The organism is Roseovarius sp. THAF27 (assembly GCF_009363655.1).
Classification (GTDB): Bacteria; Pseudomonadota; Alphaproteobacteria; order Rhodobacterales; family Rhodobacteraceae; genus Roseovarius.
Genome location: NZ_CP045393.1, coordinates 3,737,385 through 3,753,999, shown reverse-complemented (window position 1 = coordinate 3,753,999; position 16,615 = coordinate 3,737,385). Strand labels below are relative to the sequence as shown.

At 66.7% G+C, this 16,615-nt stretch carries 18 protein-coding genes; 8 read left to right on the top strand and 10 right to left on the bottom strand.

Features of this window, described 5'->3' with window-relative positions:
* Nucleotides 1-90: 90 nt before the first annotated feature.
* From FIU89_RS18600 to FIU89_RS18585, 4 genes are all read left to right on the top strand, one after another.
* Nucleotides 91-1,626, top strand: coding sequence for an AAA family ATPase (locus FIU89_RS18600; RefSeq protein WP_152493972.1), 1,536 nt, complete (start codon nt 91-93; stop codon nt 1,624-1,626).
* The gene (locus FIU89_RS18595) at nt 1,623-2,333 is read left to right on the top strand and encodes an SDR family oxidoreductase (RefSeq protein WP_152493971.1); all 711 of its coding nucleotides are present in this window, start codon (nt 1,623-1,625) and stop codon (nt 2,331-2,333) included. The genes FIU89_RS18600 and FIU89_RS18595 overlap by 4 nt, the downstream gene beginning before the upstream one ends.
* 427 nt (nt 2,334-2,760) lie before the next feature.
* The gene (locus tag FIU89_RS18590; RefSeq protein WP_152493970.1) at nt 2,761-3,105 is read left to right on the top strand and encodes a DUF2794 domain-containing protein; all 345 of its coding nucleotides are present in this window, start codon (nt 2,761-2,763) and stop codon (nt 3,103-3,105) included.
* A 16-nt stretch (nt 3,106-3,121) separates the two neighbouring features.
* Nucleotides 3,122-4,255, top strand: a complete 1,134-nt coding sequence (locus FIU89_RS18585) for an aminotransferase class I/II-fold pyridoxal phosphate-dependent enzyme (RefSeq protein ID WP_152493969.1) — start codon at nt 3,122-3,124, stop codon at nt 4,253-4,255.
* A gap of 37 nt (nt 4,256-4,292) precedes the next feature.
* Here FIU89_RS18585 and FIU89_RS18580 read toward each other — a convergent pair whose 3' ends face one another.
* The 8 genes from FIU89_RS18580 to FIU89_RS18545 all read right to left on the bottom strand — a co-directional run bounded on the left by FIU89_RS18580 (nt 4,293) and on the right by FIU89_RS18545 (nt 12,164).
* Nucleotides 4,293-4,748 carry a GNAT family N-acetyltransferase gene (locus tag FIU89_RS18580; protein ID WP_152493968.1) on the bottom strand — a complete coding sequence of 152 codons (456 nt, stop codon included), beginning with the start codon at nt 4,746-4,748 and terminating at the stop codon, nt 4,293-4,295.
* A 68-nt stretch (nt 4,749-4,816) separates the two neighbouring features.
* The gene (locus FIU89_RS18575) at nt 4,817-6,163 is read right to left on the bottom strand and encodes a S41 family peptidase (RefSeq protein ID WP_152493967.1); all 1,347 of its coding nucleotides are present in this window, start codon (nt 6,161-6,163) and stop codon (nt 4,817-4,819) included.
* A gap of 8 nt (nt 6,164-6,171) precedes the next feature.
* Nucleotides 6,172-7,311 (bottom strand): murein hydrolase activator EnvC, encoded by a 1,140-nt coding sequence (locus FIU89_RS18570; protein ID WP_152493966.1) that lies wholly within the window; start codon nt 7,309-7,311, stop codon nt 6,172-6,174.
* Nucleotides 7,308-8,825, bottom strand: coding sequence for a 2,3-bisphosphoglycerate-independent phosphoglycerate mutase (gene gpmI / locus FIU89_RS18565; RefSeq protein ID WP_152493965.1), 1,518 nt, complete (start codon nt 8,823-8,825; stop codon nt 7,308-7,310). The genes FIU89_RS18570 and gpmI overlap by 4 nt, the downstream gene beginning before the upstream one ends.
* 155 nt (nt 8,826-8,980) lie before the next feature.
* Entirely contained in the window at nt 8,981-9,451 is a 471-nt protein-coding gene (rlmH, locus tag FIU89_RS18560) for a 23S rRNA (pseudouridine(1915)-N(3))-methyltransferase RlmH (protein ID WP_152493964.1), read from the bottom strand.
* The gene (rsfS, locus tag FIU89_RS18555) at nt 9,452-9,808 is read right to left on the bottom strand and encodes a ribosome silencing factor (RefSeq protein ID WP_368373271.1); all 357 of its coding nucleotides are present in this window, start codon (nt 9,806-9,808) and stop codon (nt 9,452-9,454) included.
* A gap of 244 nt (nt 9,809-10,052) precedes the next feature.
* Nucleotides 10,053-10,721 (bottom strand): FAD-binding oxidoreductase, encoded by a 669-nt coding sequence (locus FIU89_RS18550; protein ID WP_152493962.1) that lies wholly within the window; start codon nt 10,719-10,721, stop codon nt 10,053-10,055.
* Nucleotides 10,722-10,754: 33 nt separating this feature from the next.
* Entirely contained in the window at nt 10,755-12,164 is a 1,410-nt protein-coding gene (locus tag FIU89_RS18545; RefSeq protein WP_152494593.1) for a mechanosensitive ion channel family protein, read from the bottom strand.
* A gap of 183 nt (nt 12,165-12,347) precedes the next feature.
* Here FIU89_RS18545 and FIU89_RS18540 point away from each other — a divergent pair, with 183 nt between their 5' ends.
* Together FIU89_RS18540 and FIU89_RS18535 are read left to right on the top strand one after the other, a co-directional pair.
* Entirely contained in the window at nt 12,348-13,274 is a 927-nt protein-coding gene (locus FIU89_RS18540) for a histone deacetylase family protein (protein ID WP_152493961.1), read from the top strand.
* A gap of 136 nt (nt 13,275-13,410) precedes the next feature.
* Entirely contained in the window at nt 13,411-13,983 is a 573-nt protein-coding gene (locus FIU89_RS18535; RefSeq protein ID WP_057793188.1) for a GNAT family N-acetyltransferase, read from the top strand.
* A gap of 115 nt (nt 13,984-14,098) precedes the next feature.
* Here the strand turns inward: FIU89_RS18535 and FIU89_RS18530 are convergent, their stop codons facing one another.
* A complete protein-coding gene (locus FIU89_RS18530) occupies nt 14,099-14,551 on the bottom strand; it encodes an Lrp/AsnC family transcriptional regulator (RefSeq protein WP_152493960.1) in 453 nt (150 codons plus the stop codon).
* Nucleotides 14,552-14,665: 114 nt separating this feature from the next.
* On the opposite strand from FIU89_RS18530, the gene FIU89_RS18525 reads away from it, so the two are divergent.
* Both FIU89_RS18525 and FIU89_RS18520 read left to right on the top strand, forming a co-directional pair.
* Nucleotides 14,666-15,346, top strand: a complete 681-nt coding sequence (locus FIU89_RS18525) for an AzlC family ABC transporter permease (RefSeq protein WP_152494592.1) — start codon at nt 14,666-14,668, stop codon at nt 15,344-15,346.
* Nucleotides 15,343-15,639 carry an AzlD domain-containing protein gene (locus FIU89_RS18520; RefSeq protein ID WP_152493959.1) on the top strand — a complete coding sequence of 99 codons (297 nt, stop codon included), beginning with the start codon at nt 15,343-15,345 and terminating at the stop codon, nt 15,637-15,639. Before FIU89_RS18525 ends, FIU89_RS18520 begins: the two co-directional genes overlap by 4 nt.
* Before the next feature lie 23 nt (nt 15,640-15,662).
* Here FIU89_RS18520 and FIU89_RS18515 read toward each other — a convergent pair whose 3' ends face one another.
* A complete protein-coding gene (locus FIU89_RS18515; protein ID WP_152493958.1) occupies nt 15,663-16,592 on the bottom strand; it encodes a LysR substrate-binding domain-containing protein in 930 nt (309 codons plus the stop codon).
* Between the last annotated feature and the right edge of the window lie 23 nt (nt 16,593-16,615).

Sequence of the window (16,615 nt, the reverse complement as noted above, 5' to 3'; positions counted from 1 at the left end):
GCCGGAAAATTGCAATTTTCCGATCCGATTTCTTGCAAGAAATCGGCCCCCGCGCTGGCGCAGGCAGGGGCGCGGCTGTAGGGTCGCGCCATGTCCCAGACCGCGCTCACCTATTCCGACGACCAGGCCGAGGCCCATGACCGCATCGCCGCCGCGCTGCGCGAGGTGGGCGTGGATCTGGACGAGGGGATGCTGACCCCGCCACGCGAAGGCAAGTCCCGCGTGATGGCCGTGGTCGGAAAGGCCGGCTCGGGCAAGACGCTGCTCTTGGCCGCTCTTTACCGCGCGCTGGAAGAGGCGGGCGTCGACGTGGTGTCGGGCGACTGGGAAGGCCGCCGCCGCAAGGACCGCCGCACGCTGGCCATCCTCGCCCCCACCAACAAGGCTGCCAGCGTTCTGAGGATGCGCGGCGTGCCCGCCACCACCATCCACCGCATCCTCTATACCCCCGTCTATGACCCTGAGTACGAGCGCATCGCCGAATGGCTGGCCGGCAACGGCGACAAGCCTGAAATCGAGGGTCTGACCGAAGAGGCGCTGGAACGCGCCCGGCTGTTTTACGGCACGCACAAGTCCATCCCCGGGGCTCTGGCCGCCGCCGGTCTGCGCGGCAGCGATTTCATCACCGGCTGGAAGCGCCGCGAAGAGCCTTTGGATATCGGGTTCATCGACGAGGCCTCGATGCTGGACGAAAAGCAGTACGAGGATCTGCAGGAGATCTTTCCGACACTGCTGCTGTTCGGCGACCCGGCTCAGCTTGCCCCGGTGAACCAGTCCGGCGCGATGGTCTTCGATGGCCTGCCCGCGCCCGCAAAGCTGACGCTGAACCGCATTCACCGGCAGGATGCCGACAACCCGATCCTCGACCTGGCCCACGCCTTGGGCGACCCAGAGGTGGGGTTTCAGGATTTCGAGCGGCTGGTCGAGCAAAAGGCGGCGCAGGACGTCCGCGTGCAATGGGCGCAACGAGTCGAGGTGGACCTGATGGCGCGCTCGCCCGTCCTGGTCTGGCGCAACGCCACCCGCATCCGCCTGATCAACGCCTTTCGCGCCGTGCATGGCGCGCCCGACACCGAGCTTCTGGAAGGCGAGCCGCTCATCTGCGACGGTCTGGAACTGCCGCTCAAGCACCGCAAGAAACGTCTCGACCTCGAGGCGCGCGGCCTGATCAAGGGCGCGCAGGTGATCTATCTGGGAGCGGGCCGCAAGCCGGGCTTTTCCCGCCTGCACGTGATGGGGGCCGAGGACCCGCGCGTCAGCGCCGCCAGCATCGTCAAGATCGAGAAGCCCGACGAGGAAGAGCCCTTCATCCCCTTCGCCGCCCGCATGGGCGCCACCTTCCTGCATGGCGCGGCGGTCACGATCCACAAGGCGCAAGGCTCGCAATGGCCCGATGTGCAGGTCTTTGCCCCCGACATCTATGCCGCCGCCCGCATGGGCCGCACCGAGGCGGGGCAGCCCTTATGGAAGCGTCTGGCCTATGTCGCCATCACCCGCGCCGAGGAGCGGCTGCACTGGGTGGTGCGCAACCGCCTGTCGAAACCCACCGGCGCCCTGCGCATCGACGACCTGCGAGCCGCGCCCGCGCCGCTGGAACTGGAAGTGGAGGCAGAGACAGAGCTATGAAATCCATCCTGATCACCGGCGCCAGCTCCGGCATAGGCCGTGCGACGGCGGAGACGTTCCTGGACGCCGGGTGGCGCGTGGGGCTGGTGGCCCGCCGCGCCGACAAGCTGAAAGAGGTGGCCGAGGGCCGCGAGGCGGTGGTCCTGCCCGCCGACGTGACCGATGCCGACGCCATGGACCGCGCCTTCGAGACGTTTCTGGACAAGGCCGGGCGTCTGGATGCGGTCTTCAACAACGCCGGAATGTTCGGCCCCTCGACCACGCCCGACGCGGTCAGCATGGCAGAGTTCGACGAGGTCATCGCCGTCAACCTGCGCGGCATGTTCATCACCGCGCGCCTCGCCTTTGGTGCCATGCGCGCGCAGACGCCCCAGGGCGGGCGGATCATCAATAACGGCTCGCTGTCCGCTTACGTGCCGCGCCCCGGCTCGATCTGCTACACCACGTCGAAGCACGCGGTCACCGGCATGACCCGGTCGTTGTCGCTGGATGGCCGGCCGTTCGACATCGCCTGCGGCCAGATCGACATCGGCAACGCCGAAAGCGAACTGGTGGCGGGCCTGAAACAGGCCAATCCCGAGATGCACACGATGGACGTGGAAAACGCCGCCCGGTCGGTGTTGCACATGGCCGAGATGCCGCCCGAGGCCAACGTCCAGTTCCTGACGGTGATGGCGACGAAGATGCCCTATATCGGCCGGGGGTAGGGGCCGCGCGATTGCCAGACCGCGGGATGGCGAGCCGACACGTGTTCATGGCGCTTTATGGAAGCCGCATCCGTAAGACCTCTGATCGGCGCACCAATGTCATCCAATCGCCAGCCCGTCCGGGCGGTCTGGCGATCGCGCGGCGGCGCGGCATGGCCGCGCCTTGGTTCCGCGCGGGGCCACGTTGATCGAGCGCCTCTCGCCCCGCGAGATCCCGGATCAGGTCCGGGATGACGCGGTTCATCCGGTTCGACGCCGCGCGCCCGGTCTTTCCCGCGCACCGTCATCCTCGGGCTCGACCCGAGGATCTCCCACCCCACGAGTCCCCGGTTCACCTTCGCGATCCCAGCGGCACCACACAGCCGTCCCACCCCACTGGAGCCACAAATCCCTTGCCTCGCCACCCTTTTACCGCAACTCTGAAGGTATGACATTTCAACCCACCTCTCCGTTCCCGCCGCAAGGCAGCGCGCAACAGGTGGCCTTCCACCGCACCGAGCTTGCCGCGATCCTGTCGGTCTATGGACGCATGGTCGCCGCCGGTGAATGGCGCGACTACGGGATCTCCAGCCTGCGAGACGTCGCGATCTTCTCGGTCTTCCGCCGCACCGCCGAGAACCCGCTCTACCGGATCGAGAAACGCCCCAAGCTGCGCAGCCGGCAGGGGCAATACGCGGTGATCGGCATGGACGGACAGGTGCTGAAACGCGGGCACGACCTGCGCACCGTCTTGCGCGTGCTGGAGCGCAAGCTTATCCGTGCGGTAGACTGAACCAACAGGAAAACGCATGACGACCCTGCCCGATTTCCGGCTGGAAACCCATTTCGCCAAGTGGGAATTCAAGGCCCGCCACCACATGACCGCCTCGGACGCCGAGAGCATGGCGCTGCCCGAGCTGCTGGCCATGGCCAGCCCCGAGGACCGCGACGGGTTCGAGACTATGTGGCTGGGCTATACCGAAACCTACGGCGCGCCCGATCTGCGCTCGGCGATTGCCGCAACCTACAAGGCGCAACCGGCGGACAACATCCTGTGTTTCGCCGGGGCCAGCGAGGGCATTTTCGCCGCCAACACCGTGCTGCTGGATGCGGACAGCCACGCCATCGTGGTTACCCCCAACTACCAGTCGCATGAAAGCCTGCCCCTAGCGATCTGCGAGGCGACGGGCGTGCCGCTCGACCCGGACGACAACTGGTCGCTCGACATCGACCGGGTGCGCGAAGCGATCCGCCCCAACACCCGCCTGCTGACCATCAACTTTCCGCACAACCCCACTGGCGCGATCCTGCCGCGCGACCGCTACGACGCGCTGATCGAGCTTTGCCGTCACCACGGCATCTGGATCCTGCATGACGAGATCTTCAACGGTCTCGGCCCGTCGGACGCCGAACACCTGCCGTTCATCGCCGATGTCTACGAACGCGGGCTCTCGCTGGGCGTGATGTCGAAATCCTACGGTCTGCCGGGGCTGCGGATCGGCTGGATCGCCTGCCAGGACCGCGAGGTGCTGAGCCGGATGGAGCGGATGAAGCATTACCTGTCGATCTGCAATTCCGGCCCCAGCGAGCGGCTGGCGCTGATCGCCCTGAAGAGCCGCGCGAAAATCCTGGCCCGCAACTGCGCCATCGTGGACGAGAACCTGCCCAAATGGGACGCGTTCTTTGCCCGCCATCCCGATCTTTTCGAGTGGCGGCGCCCGGACGGCGCCTGCATGGGCTTCCCGCGCTACCTGGGGGCGGATGGTGTCGAGGAATTCGCCCGCAAGCTGGTGGAAGAGGCGGGCGTGCTGCTTCTGCCCGGCACGATCTACCGCTCCGACCTCGGGCCGACCCCGACAGACCGCTTCCGCCTCGGCTTCGGGCGGCGCGGGCTGGACGAAGGGCTGGCGGCGATGGAGGCGCATCTGACGCGCGCCGGCTGATCGGCGCCCCACGAAATTCGTACGAATTTCGTGGGGCCTACCGCAGGTCGTACGCCAGGCGCGGCAGCATCCGGCCCGGGATCGCCTCGGACGGGGCCGCGCCTGCGGGCCGGCAACCCATGGCGACATAGAAGGGCACCGCGCCGGGATCGGACTCGACGATCATTTCCGCGGCCCCCATGCCGCGGGCCGTCCCGACCGCCCACTGAAACAGCCGCCGCCCCGTGCCCATGCCCATATGCGCGGGATCCACGAAAAGCCTTTGCAGGGTACAGCCCTCGTCCCCGTTCGAGACCTGCACCATGCCGAGCAGCGTCTCGCCTTCGACCTCGGTGATCGTCGGAACGTCCTTCAGATCGGCCTCGGTCAGCGTCAGCACCGGCACGCAGGCGGCCATGAACTCCGCGTCATACCCCCAATAGGCCTTGGACCGCAGGCACAGGGCGGTCAGGTCGGCAAGATCATCGGCGGAAGGGCGGCGCAATTCGGGCATGACGCAGTCTAAAACGAAAACGGGCGGGGATCATCCCCGCCCGCGCGTTTATTCTGTCTCTGACCGGATCACTCGTATTCCGGACCCAGCGCCGTCAGGCCCTTGAGGATGTCGATGGCATAGGCCAGCTGGTAGTCTTCCTCGCGCAGCTTGGCGGCTTGCTCGACCTTCTCGCGCTCTTCCTCGATCTGGCGGATCTCGTCCTCGCTCAGGCTGTCATTGTCGAGACGCCCGCGCAGGTCCGCCTCGGAGCGGTCAAAGCGGTTGGCGGGGTTTTCCTCCTCGTCCTCCTCGCTTTCCTCGGCGCGGCGCGGCTGGTCCACGATGATGTCCGGGCTGACACCCAGCGCCTGGATAGAGCGGCCCGACGGCGTGTAATACCGCGCCGTGGTCAGGCGCATTGCGCCGTCGCCCCGCAGAGGCATGACCGTCTGGACCGATCCCTTGCCGAAACTCTTGGTGCCCACGACGATGGCGCGGCGGTGATCCTGCAGCGCGCCGGCGACGATTTCCGAGGCCGAGGCCGAGCCGCCGTTGATGAGCACCACGATAGGCTTGCCCTCCGCCAGGTCGCCCGGCTTGGCGTTGAAACGCTCGCCATCCTCGGGCGCACGGCCCCGTGTGCTGACGATCTCGCCCTTTTCCAGGAACGCGTCGCTGACCTGGATCGCCTGGTTCAACAGGCCCCCGGGGTTGTTGCGCAGGTCCAGCACGATGCCGTTGATCTTGTCGATGCCGCCCGCGTCCTCGATCTGCTCGGCCAGGCCGCTTTCCAGGTTGCGGAAGGTCTGGTCGTTGAACGTTGTCACCCGCAGAACGACGCTTTGCTGTTCGGTCCGCACCCGTACGGCGGTCAGCTTGATCGTGTCGCGCACGATCGACACGTCGAACGGCTCCGCCTCGCCTTCGCGGACCACGGTGATGACGATCTCGCTGCCCACCGGGCCGCGCATCATTTCCACCGCCTCGTCCAGGGTCAGGCCGAGCACGCTTTCGCTGTCCACATGGGTGATGAAATCGCCCGCCTCGATGCCGGCATTCTCGGCCGGTGTGCCGTCGATCGGCGACACCACCTTCACGAATCCGTCTTCCTGAGTCACCTCGATGCCAAGCCCGCCGAACTCGCCGCGGGTCTGCACCCTCATGTCGGCGGCATCGTCGGGGCTGAGGTAACTCGAATGCGGATCGAGCGAGGTCAGCATGCCGTTGATGGCGGCCTCGATCAGTTCGCCTTCGTCTACTTCCTCGACATATTGCGAGCGGATCCGCTCGAAAATATCGCCAAAGAGGTCAAGCTGTTCGTAGACATTCGTCGTCTTGGCCGCCTCCTGCGCCAGAAGCGGCGCGGCGACTTGGGTTGTCACGACCGCGCCCGTCAGGCTGCCGACGAGGGCGGCGATCAGAAACTTCTTCATCGGGTTGCTCATCCTTCGCTTGTCTCGAACCAGGTCTCCGGATCGACGGGTTCGTTGTCTTCTCGCAGTTCTATATAAAGGGTTTGGCTCCGGGACGCACCCGCATCTTTTTCATTCTCGATCAAGAGCGCGTTAGCATCCTCGCCGGTCTCGCCCCCGGGCGCGCCCATCATGCCGATCGGGCTGCCGCCGGGCAGAACCTCGCCGATGTCGCCGTACACCACGTCAAGCCCGGCAAACACCATCAGAAGGCCCGCCTGCGGCTCCAGGATCACCACATTGCCGTAATCCAGAAGCTCGCCGCGATAGCGCAGCGTGGCCGGGGCCGGCGTGGTCACCAGCGCCCGGGGCCGGGTCGCCATCAGGATGCCGGGCCGAACGATCCCGGCGGCATCGGCCTCTCCGGCACGGCGTAGGATGCGCCCCTCGACCGGCAGGCGCAGGCTGCCCTTGCGGGCGTCGATCCCGGGCAGCGATCCGGGCGCCTCGTCGACCGCGATCTGGCTCAGCCCGCTGGCGAACCCTTCCAGCGTCTCGGTCGAGGCCACCAGCAGCGCGGTCTTCACCGGGTCCTCGACGAACCGGCGCGGCAGGTCGGTGCGGTCGGCAATCGCCTGGCTCAACGCGGTGCGCGCATCCTGTGCGCCCTGCAGCCCCTCGCGCAGGGTGTCGAGCGCGCTTTGCTGCAACTGCCGCAGCACGGTCACCTCTTCCAGCTCGGCCCGCAGGGCGGCGGCGCGGGTTTCCAGCGCCGGGGTGACATCCGACAGGATCATGCCCGACCGCGCCGTGCCGATCGGGCCGGAAGGGTGCAACAACAGCACCGGCCCCTCGGATTGCGCCATGCTCTGCAACACGCCCAGCAGGCGGGCGATCTCGTCCTCGCGCGATTGCAGGCGGCGCGACAGCGCCTCTTCCTGGATGGCGGCGCGGCGCAGCCCTTCGCGCATCGCTTCCAGCCCGTCCTCGTAGGCGCCCACCACTTCCGTCAGCGCCTTCACGCGGTTGGCCGCGCCCTCGGCCGCCTCCATCAGCGCCGCGGCCCGGTTCAGGCGGTCCGACGCCGCCCGCGCCTCCGTGCCGGGATCCTGCGCCAGGGCGGGGGCGCTGCCCATGAGCGCCAGCGAAAGAAGCGCCGCGCGGATCATTCCAGAAGGCTCGTCCCGGTCATCTCGTCCGGCTTGGGCAGGTCCATCAGGTCCAGCACCGTCGGCGCCAGGTCGGCCAGCCGCCCGTCGCGCAGACGCGCGCCCTTGGCCGCGCCCCTGACGATGACCGGCACCGGGTTGGTGGTATGCGCGGTATGCGGCCCGCCGGTCAGCGGGTCCACCATGGTCTCGCAATTGCCGTGATCGGCGGTGACGATGATGGCGCCCCCCGCCGCGTCCAGCGCGTCGAGCACCCGGCCCAGCCCCGCATCCACCGCCTCGCAGGCGCGGATCGCCGCCCCCAGGTCGCCGGTATGGCCGACCATGTCGGGGTTGGCATAGTTCACCACGATGAAATCGTAGCCTTCGGCGATGGCCTCCACCAGGTGATCGGTGACCTCGCCCGCCGACATCTCGGGCTGCAAATCATAGGTCGCCACCTTGGGCGACGGCGCCATGTACCGCGCCTCGCCGTCCTCGGGGGTCTCGCGCCCGCCGGCCAGAAAGAACGTGACATGCGGGTATTTCTCGGTCTCCGCGGTGTGGAACTGGCGCTTGCCATGCTGCGCCAGCCAGGCGCTCAGGGTGTTCACCGGCTGCTCGTCGGGAAAGATGCAGTCCATGTAGGCACTGTGGCGGCGCGAATACTCGGTGAACCCGCTGACGACCGAAAAGGCGGGGCGCGGGCCGGTCTCGAAATCGTCGAACTCGGGATCGGCAAAGGCCGCCAGGATCTCGCGCGCCCGGTCGGCGCGGAAATTCAGGCACAAAAGGCCGTCGCCGTCCTTCATGCCGTCGTAATCCCCCAGCACGCGCGGCTTGATGAACTCGTCGGTGCGGCCCTTGGCATAGGCCTCGTCGATGCCGCAGGCGGCGGTGTCGGCGGTGTACCCCTCGCCATGGGCCAGCGCCTCGTAGGCCAGCTGCACCCGGTCCCAGCGGTTGTCGCGGTCCATCGCGTAATACCGCCCCGAAACGGTGGCGATCCGGGCCCCTATGGGCAGCGCCGCGCGCAACGCCTCCAGGTACACCTTGGCCGAGGTCGGCGCCACGTCGCGCCCGTCGGTGAAGGCATGAATGGCCACCGGCACGCCCCGTGCGGTCAGCGCGTTGGCCGCCGCGATCATGTGCCCGATATGGCTGTGCACCCCGCCATCCGACAGCACGCCCAACAGGTGCGCGGTGCCCCCCGCGGCCTCTACCTTGTCGGCAAACCGGATGAACCCGGGCAGGGCGCCGAACGTGCCCGTCTCGATGGCCCGGTCGATGCGCCGCAGATCCATCTCGATCACCCGGCCCGCGCCGATATTGAGATGTCCCACCTCGGAATTGCCCATCTGCCCTTCGGGCAGGCCCACGTCATGGCCATGGGTGATCAGCGTGGCGTTCGGACAGGTCTCCATCAGCCGATCGAAATGCGGCGTCGCGGCCAGCGCGGGCGCGTTCGCCTCACGCGCCTCGCTCAGTCCCCAACCGTCGAGAATACACAGAACTACGGGTCTTGGCGCGCTCAATCCTGCCTCCTGAATCCTTGGCCGCTTCTAACCCGTCTGAACCGGGTGGTGAACCGCTTTCTTGCCCGCTTCCTCTGGCCCGAAATATCCCGGGGAGTTTGAGGGGCAGCGCCCCTCATCACCGCTACAAAGCGTGGCGCAGCCACTCCGCCAGGTCACGCCCGATGATAGGGCGCCCCCGCCAGGATCGAAGCCGCGCGGTAAAGCTGCTCGGCCAGCATCACCCGGGCCAGCATGTGCGGCCATACCATCTTGCCGAAGGACAGCGCGACCTCCGCCCGGTCGCGCAGCGCGGGCGCGATCCCGTCGGCGCCGCCGATCACGAAGGCCACGTCGCCGCGCCCGGTATCGCGCCAGCCGGCCAGGTGTTGCGAAAATTCAGGAGAGGTCAGCAGCTTGCCGCGCTCGTCCAGCGCCACGATCACCGCCCCCTTGGGCAAGGCGCGCTCCAGCAGCTGCGCCTCGGCCTCCATGCCGCCGCCCTTGCGATCCTCGACCTCGTGCATCTCTGCCGGGCCAAGCCCCAGCCTGCGTCCGGTCCGGTCGAACCGGACCAGGTAATCATCGAGCAAGGCGCGTTCCGGGCCGGTCTTCAGCCGGCCCACCGCGCAGATATGGACGCGCATTCAGCTCTTGGCGGCCTGGGCTGCCCCGTGACCCTGAAGCCACATCTTTTCAAGCTGGTAGAAGTCCCGCACCTCGGGGCGGAAGACATGGACGATCACGTCGCCCGTGTCGATCAGCACCCAGTCGCCCGCGTCCTTGCCCTCGACCTTGGTCAGCACGCCCATCTCGGATTTCAGCCGCTCCGAAAGCTTTTCGGCGATGGCCGTCACCTGGCGCGAGGACCGGCCCGAGCAGATCACCATGTGATCGCCGATCGCGGATTTGCCGCGAAGGTCGATCTGGACGATCTCTTCGGCCTTGTCTTCGTCGAGTGCGGAAAGGATACGCGCAAGCTGTGCGTCACTGCTTGTCGCCATGTCGGACGCGCTCAAACCCGCGCCCCGTTCAGCGGCCGGAGCCGCGTCGATTGTAAGAGACAGGACATTGTCCTCCTTCTACTACGCACCGATCCGCCCCGGTGCCGGGCATGGGTTCAAAATAGCAACACGTCTGTCACAATTCAATGAAGGCTTTCGCAAAGCCGCGCATCCTGTGGCCCTCGCGCCCAGTAAAACGGCAGCATCCCGCCACGTACACCCGACTGCGTAGGAATGCGCGCCCTCACCAGCCTTCCTCGGTATGGATGCGCTCGCCCGGAACGCCCAGCGCCTTCACCGCGTCCCGCATCGCATCAACATAGCCCTGCGGACCGCAGATATAGACCTGACCGGTCAGGTCCGCGTTCTTTTCCAGGAACGCCTTGTCGACCTTGCCGTAATGCAGGTCCGGCACGTCTTCCTCGGACAGCACGTGATCGACCTTCAGGCCTTTCATCTGATCCCACTCTTCGCGCAGGATGATGTCGCCCTCGGTCTCGTTGGAAAAGATCAGCTGGCAGCCGTCCAGATCACCCTCTTTCGCCCGCTTCCGCAGGATCGCGATAAAGGGCGTCACCCCGGCCCCGGCGGCCAGAAACACACCCGGCCCCTTGTCGGTGATCGCGCCAAAGGGTCCGTCCAGCGTGACCTCTTCGCCGGGCGTCAGCGTCGGCAACTGCTCGGTCACGCCGTCATGCGACGGGTAGCTCTTGATCGTGAACTCCAGGTGGCTGTCCGCGGGCAGCGAGGTAAAGGTAAAGGGCCGCCCCTCGTCCTTCCAGCCGTCGCGGCACATCGCCAGTTCGGCGGCCTGTCCCGGCTCGAAGTCAAAGCCTTCGGGCCGGTCGAAGACATAGCGATGCGTGTCGTGGGTGACGCTTTGCTGCGATTGCAGGGTCAGTGTATGGGCCATGAGAATACTCCTTTTCGCCAGCCAACGCCGCGATCAGGGGCCGTGTTCCCCTGCCGCGCCGCCCTGCGGCGGTTTGCCCGGGTCGCCCCGGTCCAGCGCCCGCGTGCCCAGTTCCGAGCCTTCCAGCACGGTGACCTCGCGCTGCGGGAAGGGGATGGAAATACCGTGCTCCTGGAACGCGTCCCACAGCGCCAGGTAGACGTTGCCCCGAATGTTGGTCAGGCCGCCCGTAGGGTCGCTGATCCAGAACCGCAGGATGTAATCCACGCTGCTGTCACCGAAGCCCACGATGTGGCACACCGGCGCCTTGAAGGCCAGCACCCGCTCCACCCCCTTGGCGGCGTCGATGGCCACCTTGCGCACCAGGTGCGGGTCGTCGCCATAAGCGGTGCCGAAATAGATATCCAGCCGCACGAACTCGTTGGAATGCGACCAGTTCACCACCTGCCCGGTGATCAGGTCCTCGTTTGGAATGAGGTATTCCTTGCCGTCCCGCGTGGTGATCGACACGTACCGCGCGCCCAGTGAATTTATCCAGCCAAAGGTCTCGCCCAGGCTGATTACGTCACCCGGCTTGATCGACTTGTCCAGAAGGATGATCACCCCCGACACAAGGTTCGACACCACTTTTTGCAGGCCGAAACCAAGGCCGACACCGATGGCACCCGACAGCACCGCGAGGCCGGTCAGGTCCACCCCCACGGCGCGCAGCCCGATGAAGAAGGCCGCCCCGTAAAGCAGGATCTGGATGACCTTCACCGCCAGCACCTGCATCGACGGCGAGATGTCCTTGTTAGACCGGATGCGCGAGGCCGAAGTCGTGGATACGAACCGCGCCAGGAACATCAGGAACGCGATCATCGCGACGGCCTGCAACACGATCCACAGCGACAGGCGCATCTCGCCCAGGTGCACCGCCGCGCTGTCCAGGATCTGGATCGTCTCGTCCGTCAGCCCGACGATCGACAGGGTGACCCATGTCCAGGCGGCATAGCGCACCATGCCGCGCAGGAACGCGTTGCCGATCAGCCGCGTGATGACCGCGATGAACAGCCACGCGGTGGCAAGGCTCGCCATGACGCCGATGAGGTAGGACCGGCTGGGCCATGTCACCTCCTGCATGATCCCGTAGACCGGCCAGATCAGAAGCACCATGAAGATCAGGCGCAAGCGTCGGTGCATCATCACCAGGAACCGCATCCGCCACTTGGGCCAGCCCTCGCGGGTGCGCATCCAGTTGTGCAGGTGCGGGCCGAAGATCCGCGCCAGGATCGTCGCCGCAACCCAAAGCCCGATGATGATCCCCACCTGGTAGAGGCTCCATGGCCGCAACAGACCGGCCACGAACAATTGCGCCTGTTCCCACAGCCCGATGGCGATGGTCTGGGCCTGTTCGATCGCGTCGTTGGCGGCGTCCGGCGTCGCCTCGGCGGGCGAGCTCATGCCGGCCTCCTCGCCGGTCGCGGTGTCTGTGACGGCATCCTCTTCCATGGCAATACCTTACACGCCCCCCGCGTGTGGACAAGTCGCGCTGGACAGTGGCCGCGTGGCCTCTAAGCTGTTGTGAACATTCGGCGCGGCCCCGTCGCCGCCCCGAAACGCGTCAAAGAAGGAGGAGCCGCGCCCATGTCCACGCTACTTGTCACCCACGAGGACGGTCTCAACCACGTCACGCCCGACGGCCACCCCGAACGCGTGGCGCGGCTGGAACACCTGTGGCCCGCGCTCGAGGGCAAGGACGTGGTCCGGGCCGAGGCGCCGCTGGCGACGGATGCCGACCTGACGCTGTGTCATCCGCAGGACTACGTCAACATGGTCCGCGAGGCGATCCCGGCGCAGGGCTTCAACCAGCTTGACGGCGACACGTGGCTGTCGCCCGGCTCGTTCGACTGCGCGTCGCGCGCCGTCGGCGGCGCGATGCTGGCGGTGGACAAGGTGCTGGATGGCGAGGTCGGCAACGCCTTCGTCGCCATGCGCCCGCCGGGCCACCACGCCGAAACCGCCACGCCGATGGGCTTCTGCCTGTTCGGCACGGTGGCCATTGCCGCGAAACACGCGCTGGACCGGCACGGATTGTCCCGAGTCGCCGTGGTGGATTTCGACGTGCATCACGGCAACGGCTCGCAGGACCTGCTGCGCGGCGAGGCGCGCGCGCTCTTCATCTCGTCCCACCAGATGCCGCTCTGGCCCGGCACGGGCGGCGCGCATGAAACCGGCGACCACGACAACGTGCTGAACGTGCCCTTGGCGCCGGGCACGGCCGGGCAGGGGTTCCGGCAGGAATACGAAGGCCAGGTCTTTCCCCGGCTCAAAGAGTTCAGGCCCGAGCTGATCCTGGTCTCGGCCGGCTTCGACGCCCATGCCGACGACCCGCTGGCCAACCTCAACCTGCGCGAGGACGATTTCGCCTGGGTCACCCGCCGCCTGTGCGAGATCGCGGCGGAACACTGCGACGGCCGCCTGGTCTCCTGCCTCGAAGGCGGCTATGATCTGAACGCCCTGGCCGCCAGCGGGGCGGTGCACGTGGACGAGTTGATCCGCGCGGCGGGCTGAGCGACAGGCCGCCCTGCCGTGACGTAAGTTAACGGTTTCACCGAAAATTCATGGAAAATGCCGCGCCGCGGCATTATCTTTCCGTCAGGGAGGACACCTCTGCCCGGGCCTGGCCCGCGCCAAGGAGTCCAAGACCATGAATGCCGACGTCACTCATGACAAGATATTGATTCAGCCGGATATTCGCCGCCTGTGGCCGGCGGACAAACGGCTTTTGCTGGACCATTTCGCGCGGCTCGACCGCGAAACCCGCCGCCTGCGCTTTGGCGCCAGCGTGACCGAAGACTTCGTCGCCGGGTATGCCGAAACCCTGCTTGGCCTCGACAGCGTCGTCTACGGCGCCTTCGTCGACGGGGACCTGCACGGCGTGGGCGAGTTGCGGATGCTTCTGAACAGCTGGCCCGTGCGCGCCGAAATCGCCCTCAGCGTCGATCCCGACTGGCAGCACGAAGGCATCGGCGATGCGCTTTTCGTGCGGATGCTGGCGGCGGCGCAGAACCGGGGCGTGCGCTCGCTCTACATGATGTGTTTGCGCGAGAACGAACGGATGCAGCGCCTCGCGCGCCGCCACGACGCCACGTTGACCTTCGACATCGGCGAGGTCGAGGCCACGCTCGACCCGCCCTGGCCCACGGCGCTGTCGCTGGCCGAGGAAATGGTGGGTGAAACCCGCACCTACCTGCACGCGGTCCTGCGCCCGCCGTTCTGAAAACCGACCGGAGCCCCAGAAAATTCGTACGAATTTTCTGGGACGCAGATTATTCGCAGAATAATCTGCGCGACCCCCGGCGCGTTCACCCCGCCGATGCTCCGGCGCCCAACCCTCAGATTGGCACTTCCGATGTCGCCTTTTCGGTCGACACGACGATGGATGTCCGGAATTTTCGGACGTTCTTGTCGGCAAAGAAGAACCGATGGGTGAAGGCCTCGTAGTCGGCAATGTCGCGGGCCATCACCAAGAGGATGAAGTCCGCCTCCCCGGCAATGCAGTAGAAATGGGTCACCTGGCGATCCTCGCGCGCCTTGCGCTTGAAGGCGTCGATCTGGTCGAGCCTGTCGCGCTCCAACTCCACCGCTACGATGGCCGTGATGCCAAGACCCACCTGTGCGGGATCGAGGATCGCGACCTCCCGCCGGATCGCCCCGGCCTCTCTCAGGCTGCGCAGCCGCCGCTGGACAGAGGCCGTCGAGAGGCCGGTTGTCTCTGCAAGCGACTGGATCGACGTTCTGGCGTTCCTTTGCAGTTGATCGAGTAGTTTGCGATCCGCAGCGTCCATGATGCGTACTCCTCTAAATTGCGGGGATATTGATCCTGCAAGATCATCTTTTATCCCAATTCCGTATCGTCTGCATCATCCGCACCGCTTAAGATGCACGGCATGACACATGGAATGATACGAGGGGCCGTCTCCATCCTGCCCCTGGCCTTCGGAGCCGCCTTGTATGGCTTTGCCTTCGGCCTGCTTGCGGCGCAGGTGGGCTTCCCGTGGTGGGGCGTCGGACTGATGAGCGCATCGGTCCATGCCGGATCGTCGCAGATCGTCGCCGTCGAACAGCTTGCCGCGACCGGCACCGTCCTCGGCGCCGTCCTTGCGGGGGTCGCGTTGAACCTGCGCTACGTGGGCATTGTGGCGTCCCTCGCGGATGTGCTGGACGGGTTGCCACTGCGGTTGAGACTGATCGCCATTCACATCACGGGGGATGAAAACTGGGCGCTGACCATGGCCGAACGCGCGAAGTCGCCGGATGTCGGCGCGGCGTTCCTGATGGGGTCGGGGCTGGTGATGATCTCGGTCTGGACGGCATCGACAGCCCTCGGGGCGGTGATCGGTGCCGTTCTGCCCGATCTCGAACGCTTCGGCCTGGGGTTCGCCTTCACCGCCGCCTTCATCGCCATGGCGCGGGGCCTCTGGCGGGGACGGTCCCGCGCCTTGCCCTGGGCCGTCGCGGCCGGGGCGACGATCGCCGCCATCTCGCTCGGAGCGCCACGGGCCTACGGGATCGTCGCGGGCGCGCTTTGCGGGTTGGTTGCGATCTCGCTGATGCGCCGAAGACGGGCCGCGGCCCCATGAGCGGCGCGCATTGGGCGATGATCGGCCTGCTGGCCCTGGGTGCTGCCGCAATCCGTGTCGCCGGGCTTGTGGCAGGCGGGCGGATCCGCTCTTCGCGTCATGCCTGGATGCTGGAAGATTTGCCGGGGCTGATCGTGGTCAGTCTGGTCGCGTCCTCGCTGATCGGTCAGCCGCTTCCGACCTGGCTCGCGGCCGGTGTGGCGCTTGTCGTCGCCGTCGCGACGAACCACGTTATCGCAACGATGGCCGCGGGGGTGCTCGCCTTTGCCGGGCTTATGTGGCTTGGGCTTTAGCGGATGCGCCACTCCCCGCGCCCTCATTCCGCTGCGTATCTCTGCCGCGCGGCGCTTTCCTGCAGCAGCCAATGCGCCACGATGGCGCTTTCATTGCGCGGCTCGACCCCCTGCCGCCGCAACAGGTAATAGCCCGAGCGCGTGCGCACATGCTCGGCCCCCATCGGCCGGATCAGGTCGCCCGATTGCAGGTGATGGTCCACCAGGTGCCCCCAGCCCAGCGCGATGCCCAGGCCATCCCGCGCCGCCTGGATCGCCAGTGGATAGGTGTTGACCGACGCCGACGGCCGCACCTTGTCGGGATCGGCGCCGATCCGGTCCAGCCAGGTGCGCCAGTTCAGCCACTCGGCATGGTTGTTGCTGACCTCGATCAGGTCGTGCCGCCGCAGCGCGTCGACACTGTCGATGCCCGCCCGCCCCTTCAGATAGCCCGGCGCGCAGACCGGAAACACCGTCTCGCCAAAGAGCCGCGTCGCCTCGTATCCCGGCCAGTCGCCCTCGCCGCGCAGGATCGCCAGGTCCATGTCCTCGGCCAGGCATTCTGCATCCACGTCGGACGACGTGAGCGCGATGGTGATGTTGCAGTTGGCCTCGTGAAACGCCCGCAGCCGCGGCATCAGCCACAGCGACGAGACAGAGTTCGTCGCCCCCAGCTTCACCGTGCTTTTCTCCAGCTGCGCGCACATGTCCTCGGACACCCGCACCAGCGTCTTCAGCGCCGGCGCGATCCCGGACAAGAGCTTGCGCCCCATATCCGTCAGCCGCACCGAACGGTGCCCGCGCACGAACAGCGCACATTGGTAATGCTGTTCCAGCAGCCGGATCTTGCGGCTGATGGCGGTTTCCGAGACGTTCAGTTCCTTGCCCGCCGCGGCAAAGCTCTCCAGCTCCGCCGCCACCTCGAAGGCCAGCAGGTAGTCAAGGCGCGGCAACACGGCGCGATTGCGCAGCATCCTTCACACTCCTCAAAACTCGG

Bases quoted from the DNA above. Each gene is read 5' to 3' on its own strand.
- FIU89_RS18520 (WP_152493959.1), top strand. From the start codon at position 15,343: ATGAGCGGCGCGCATTGGGCGATGATCGGCCTGCTGGCCCTGGGTGCT.
- FIU89_RS18585 (WP_152493969.1), top strand. From the start codon at position 3,122: ATGACGACCCTGCCCGATTTCCGGCTGGAAACCCATTTCGCCAAGTGG.
- rlmH (WP_152493964.1), bottom strand. From the start codon at position 9,451: ATGCGCGTCCATATCTGCGCGGTGGGCCGGCTGAAGACCGGCCCGGAA.
- FIU89_RS18530 (WP_152493960.1), bottom strand. From the start codon at position 14,551: ATGGACGCTGCGGATCGCAAACTACTCGATCAACTGCAAAGGAACGCC.
- FIU89_RS18570 (WP_152493966.1), bottom strand. From the start codon at position 7,311: ATGATCCGCGCGGCGCTTCTTTCGCTGGCGCTCATGGGCAGCGCCCCC.
- FIU89_RS18515 (WP_152493958.1), bottom strand. From the start codon at position 16,592: ATGCTGCGCAATCGCGCCGTGTTGCCGCGCCTTGACTACCTGCTGGCC.
- FIU89_RS18590 (WP_152493970.1), top strand. From the start codon at position 2,761: ATGACATTTCAACCCACCTCTCCGTTCCCGCCGCAAGGCAGCGCGCAA.
- FIU89_RS18525 (WP_152494592.1), top strand. From the start codon at position 14,666: ATGATACGAGGGGCCGTCTCCATCCTGCCCCTGGCCTTCGGAGCCGCC.
- FIU89_RS18540 (WP_152493961.1), top strand. From the start codon at position 12,348: ATGTCCACGCTACTTGTCACCCACGAGGACGGTCTCAACCACGTCACG.
- FIU89_RS18580 (WP_152493968.1), bottom strand. From the start codon at position 4,748: ATGCCCGAATTGCGCCGCCCTTCCGCCGATGATCTTGCCGACCTGACC.
- FIU89_RS18545 (WP_152494593.1), bottom strand. From the start codon at position 12,164: ATGAGCTCGCCCGCCGAGGCGACGCCGGACGCCGCCAACGACGCGATC.
- rsfS (WP_368373271.1), bottom strand. From the start codon at position 9,808: ATGGCGACAAGCAGTGACGCACAGCTTGCGCGTATCCTTTCCGCACTC.
- FIU89_RS18595 (WP_152493971.1), top strand. From the start codon at position 1,623: ATGAAATCCATCCTGATCACCGGCGCCAGCTCCGGCATAGGCCGTGCG.
- FIU89_RS18575 (WP_152493967.1), bottom strand. From the start codon at position 6,163: ATGAAGAAGTTTCTGATCGCCGCCCTCGTCGGCAGCCTGACGGGCGCG.
- FIU89_RS18550 (WP_152493962.1), bottom strand. From the start codon at position 10,721: ATGGCCCATACACTGACCCTGCAATCGCAGCAAAGCGTCACCCACGAC.
- FIU89_RS18600 (WP_152493972.1), top strand. From the start codon at position 91: ATGTCCCAGACCGCGCTCACCTATTCCGACGACCAGGCCGAGGCCCAT.
- FIU89_RS18535 (WP_057793188.1), top strand. From the start codon at position 13,411: ATGAATGCCGACGTCACTCATGACAAGATATTGATTCAGCCGGATATT.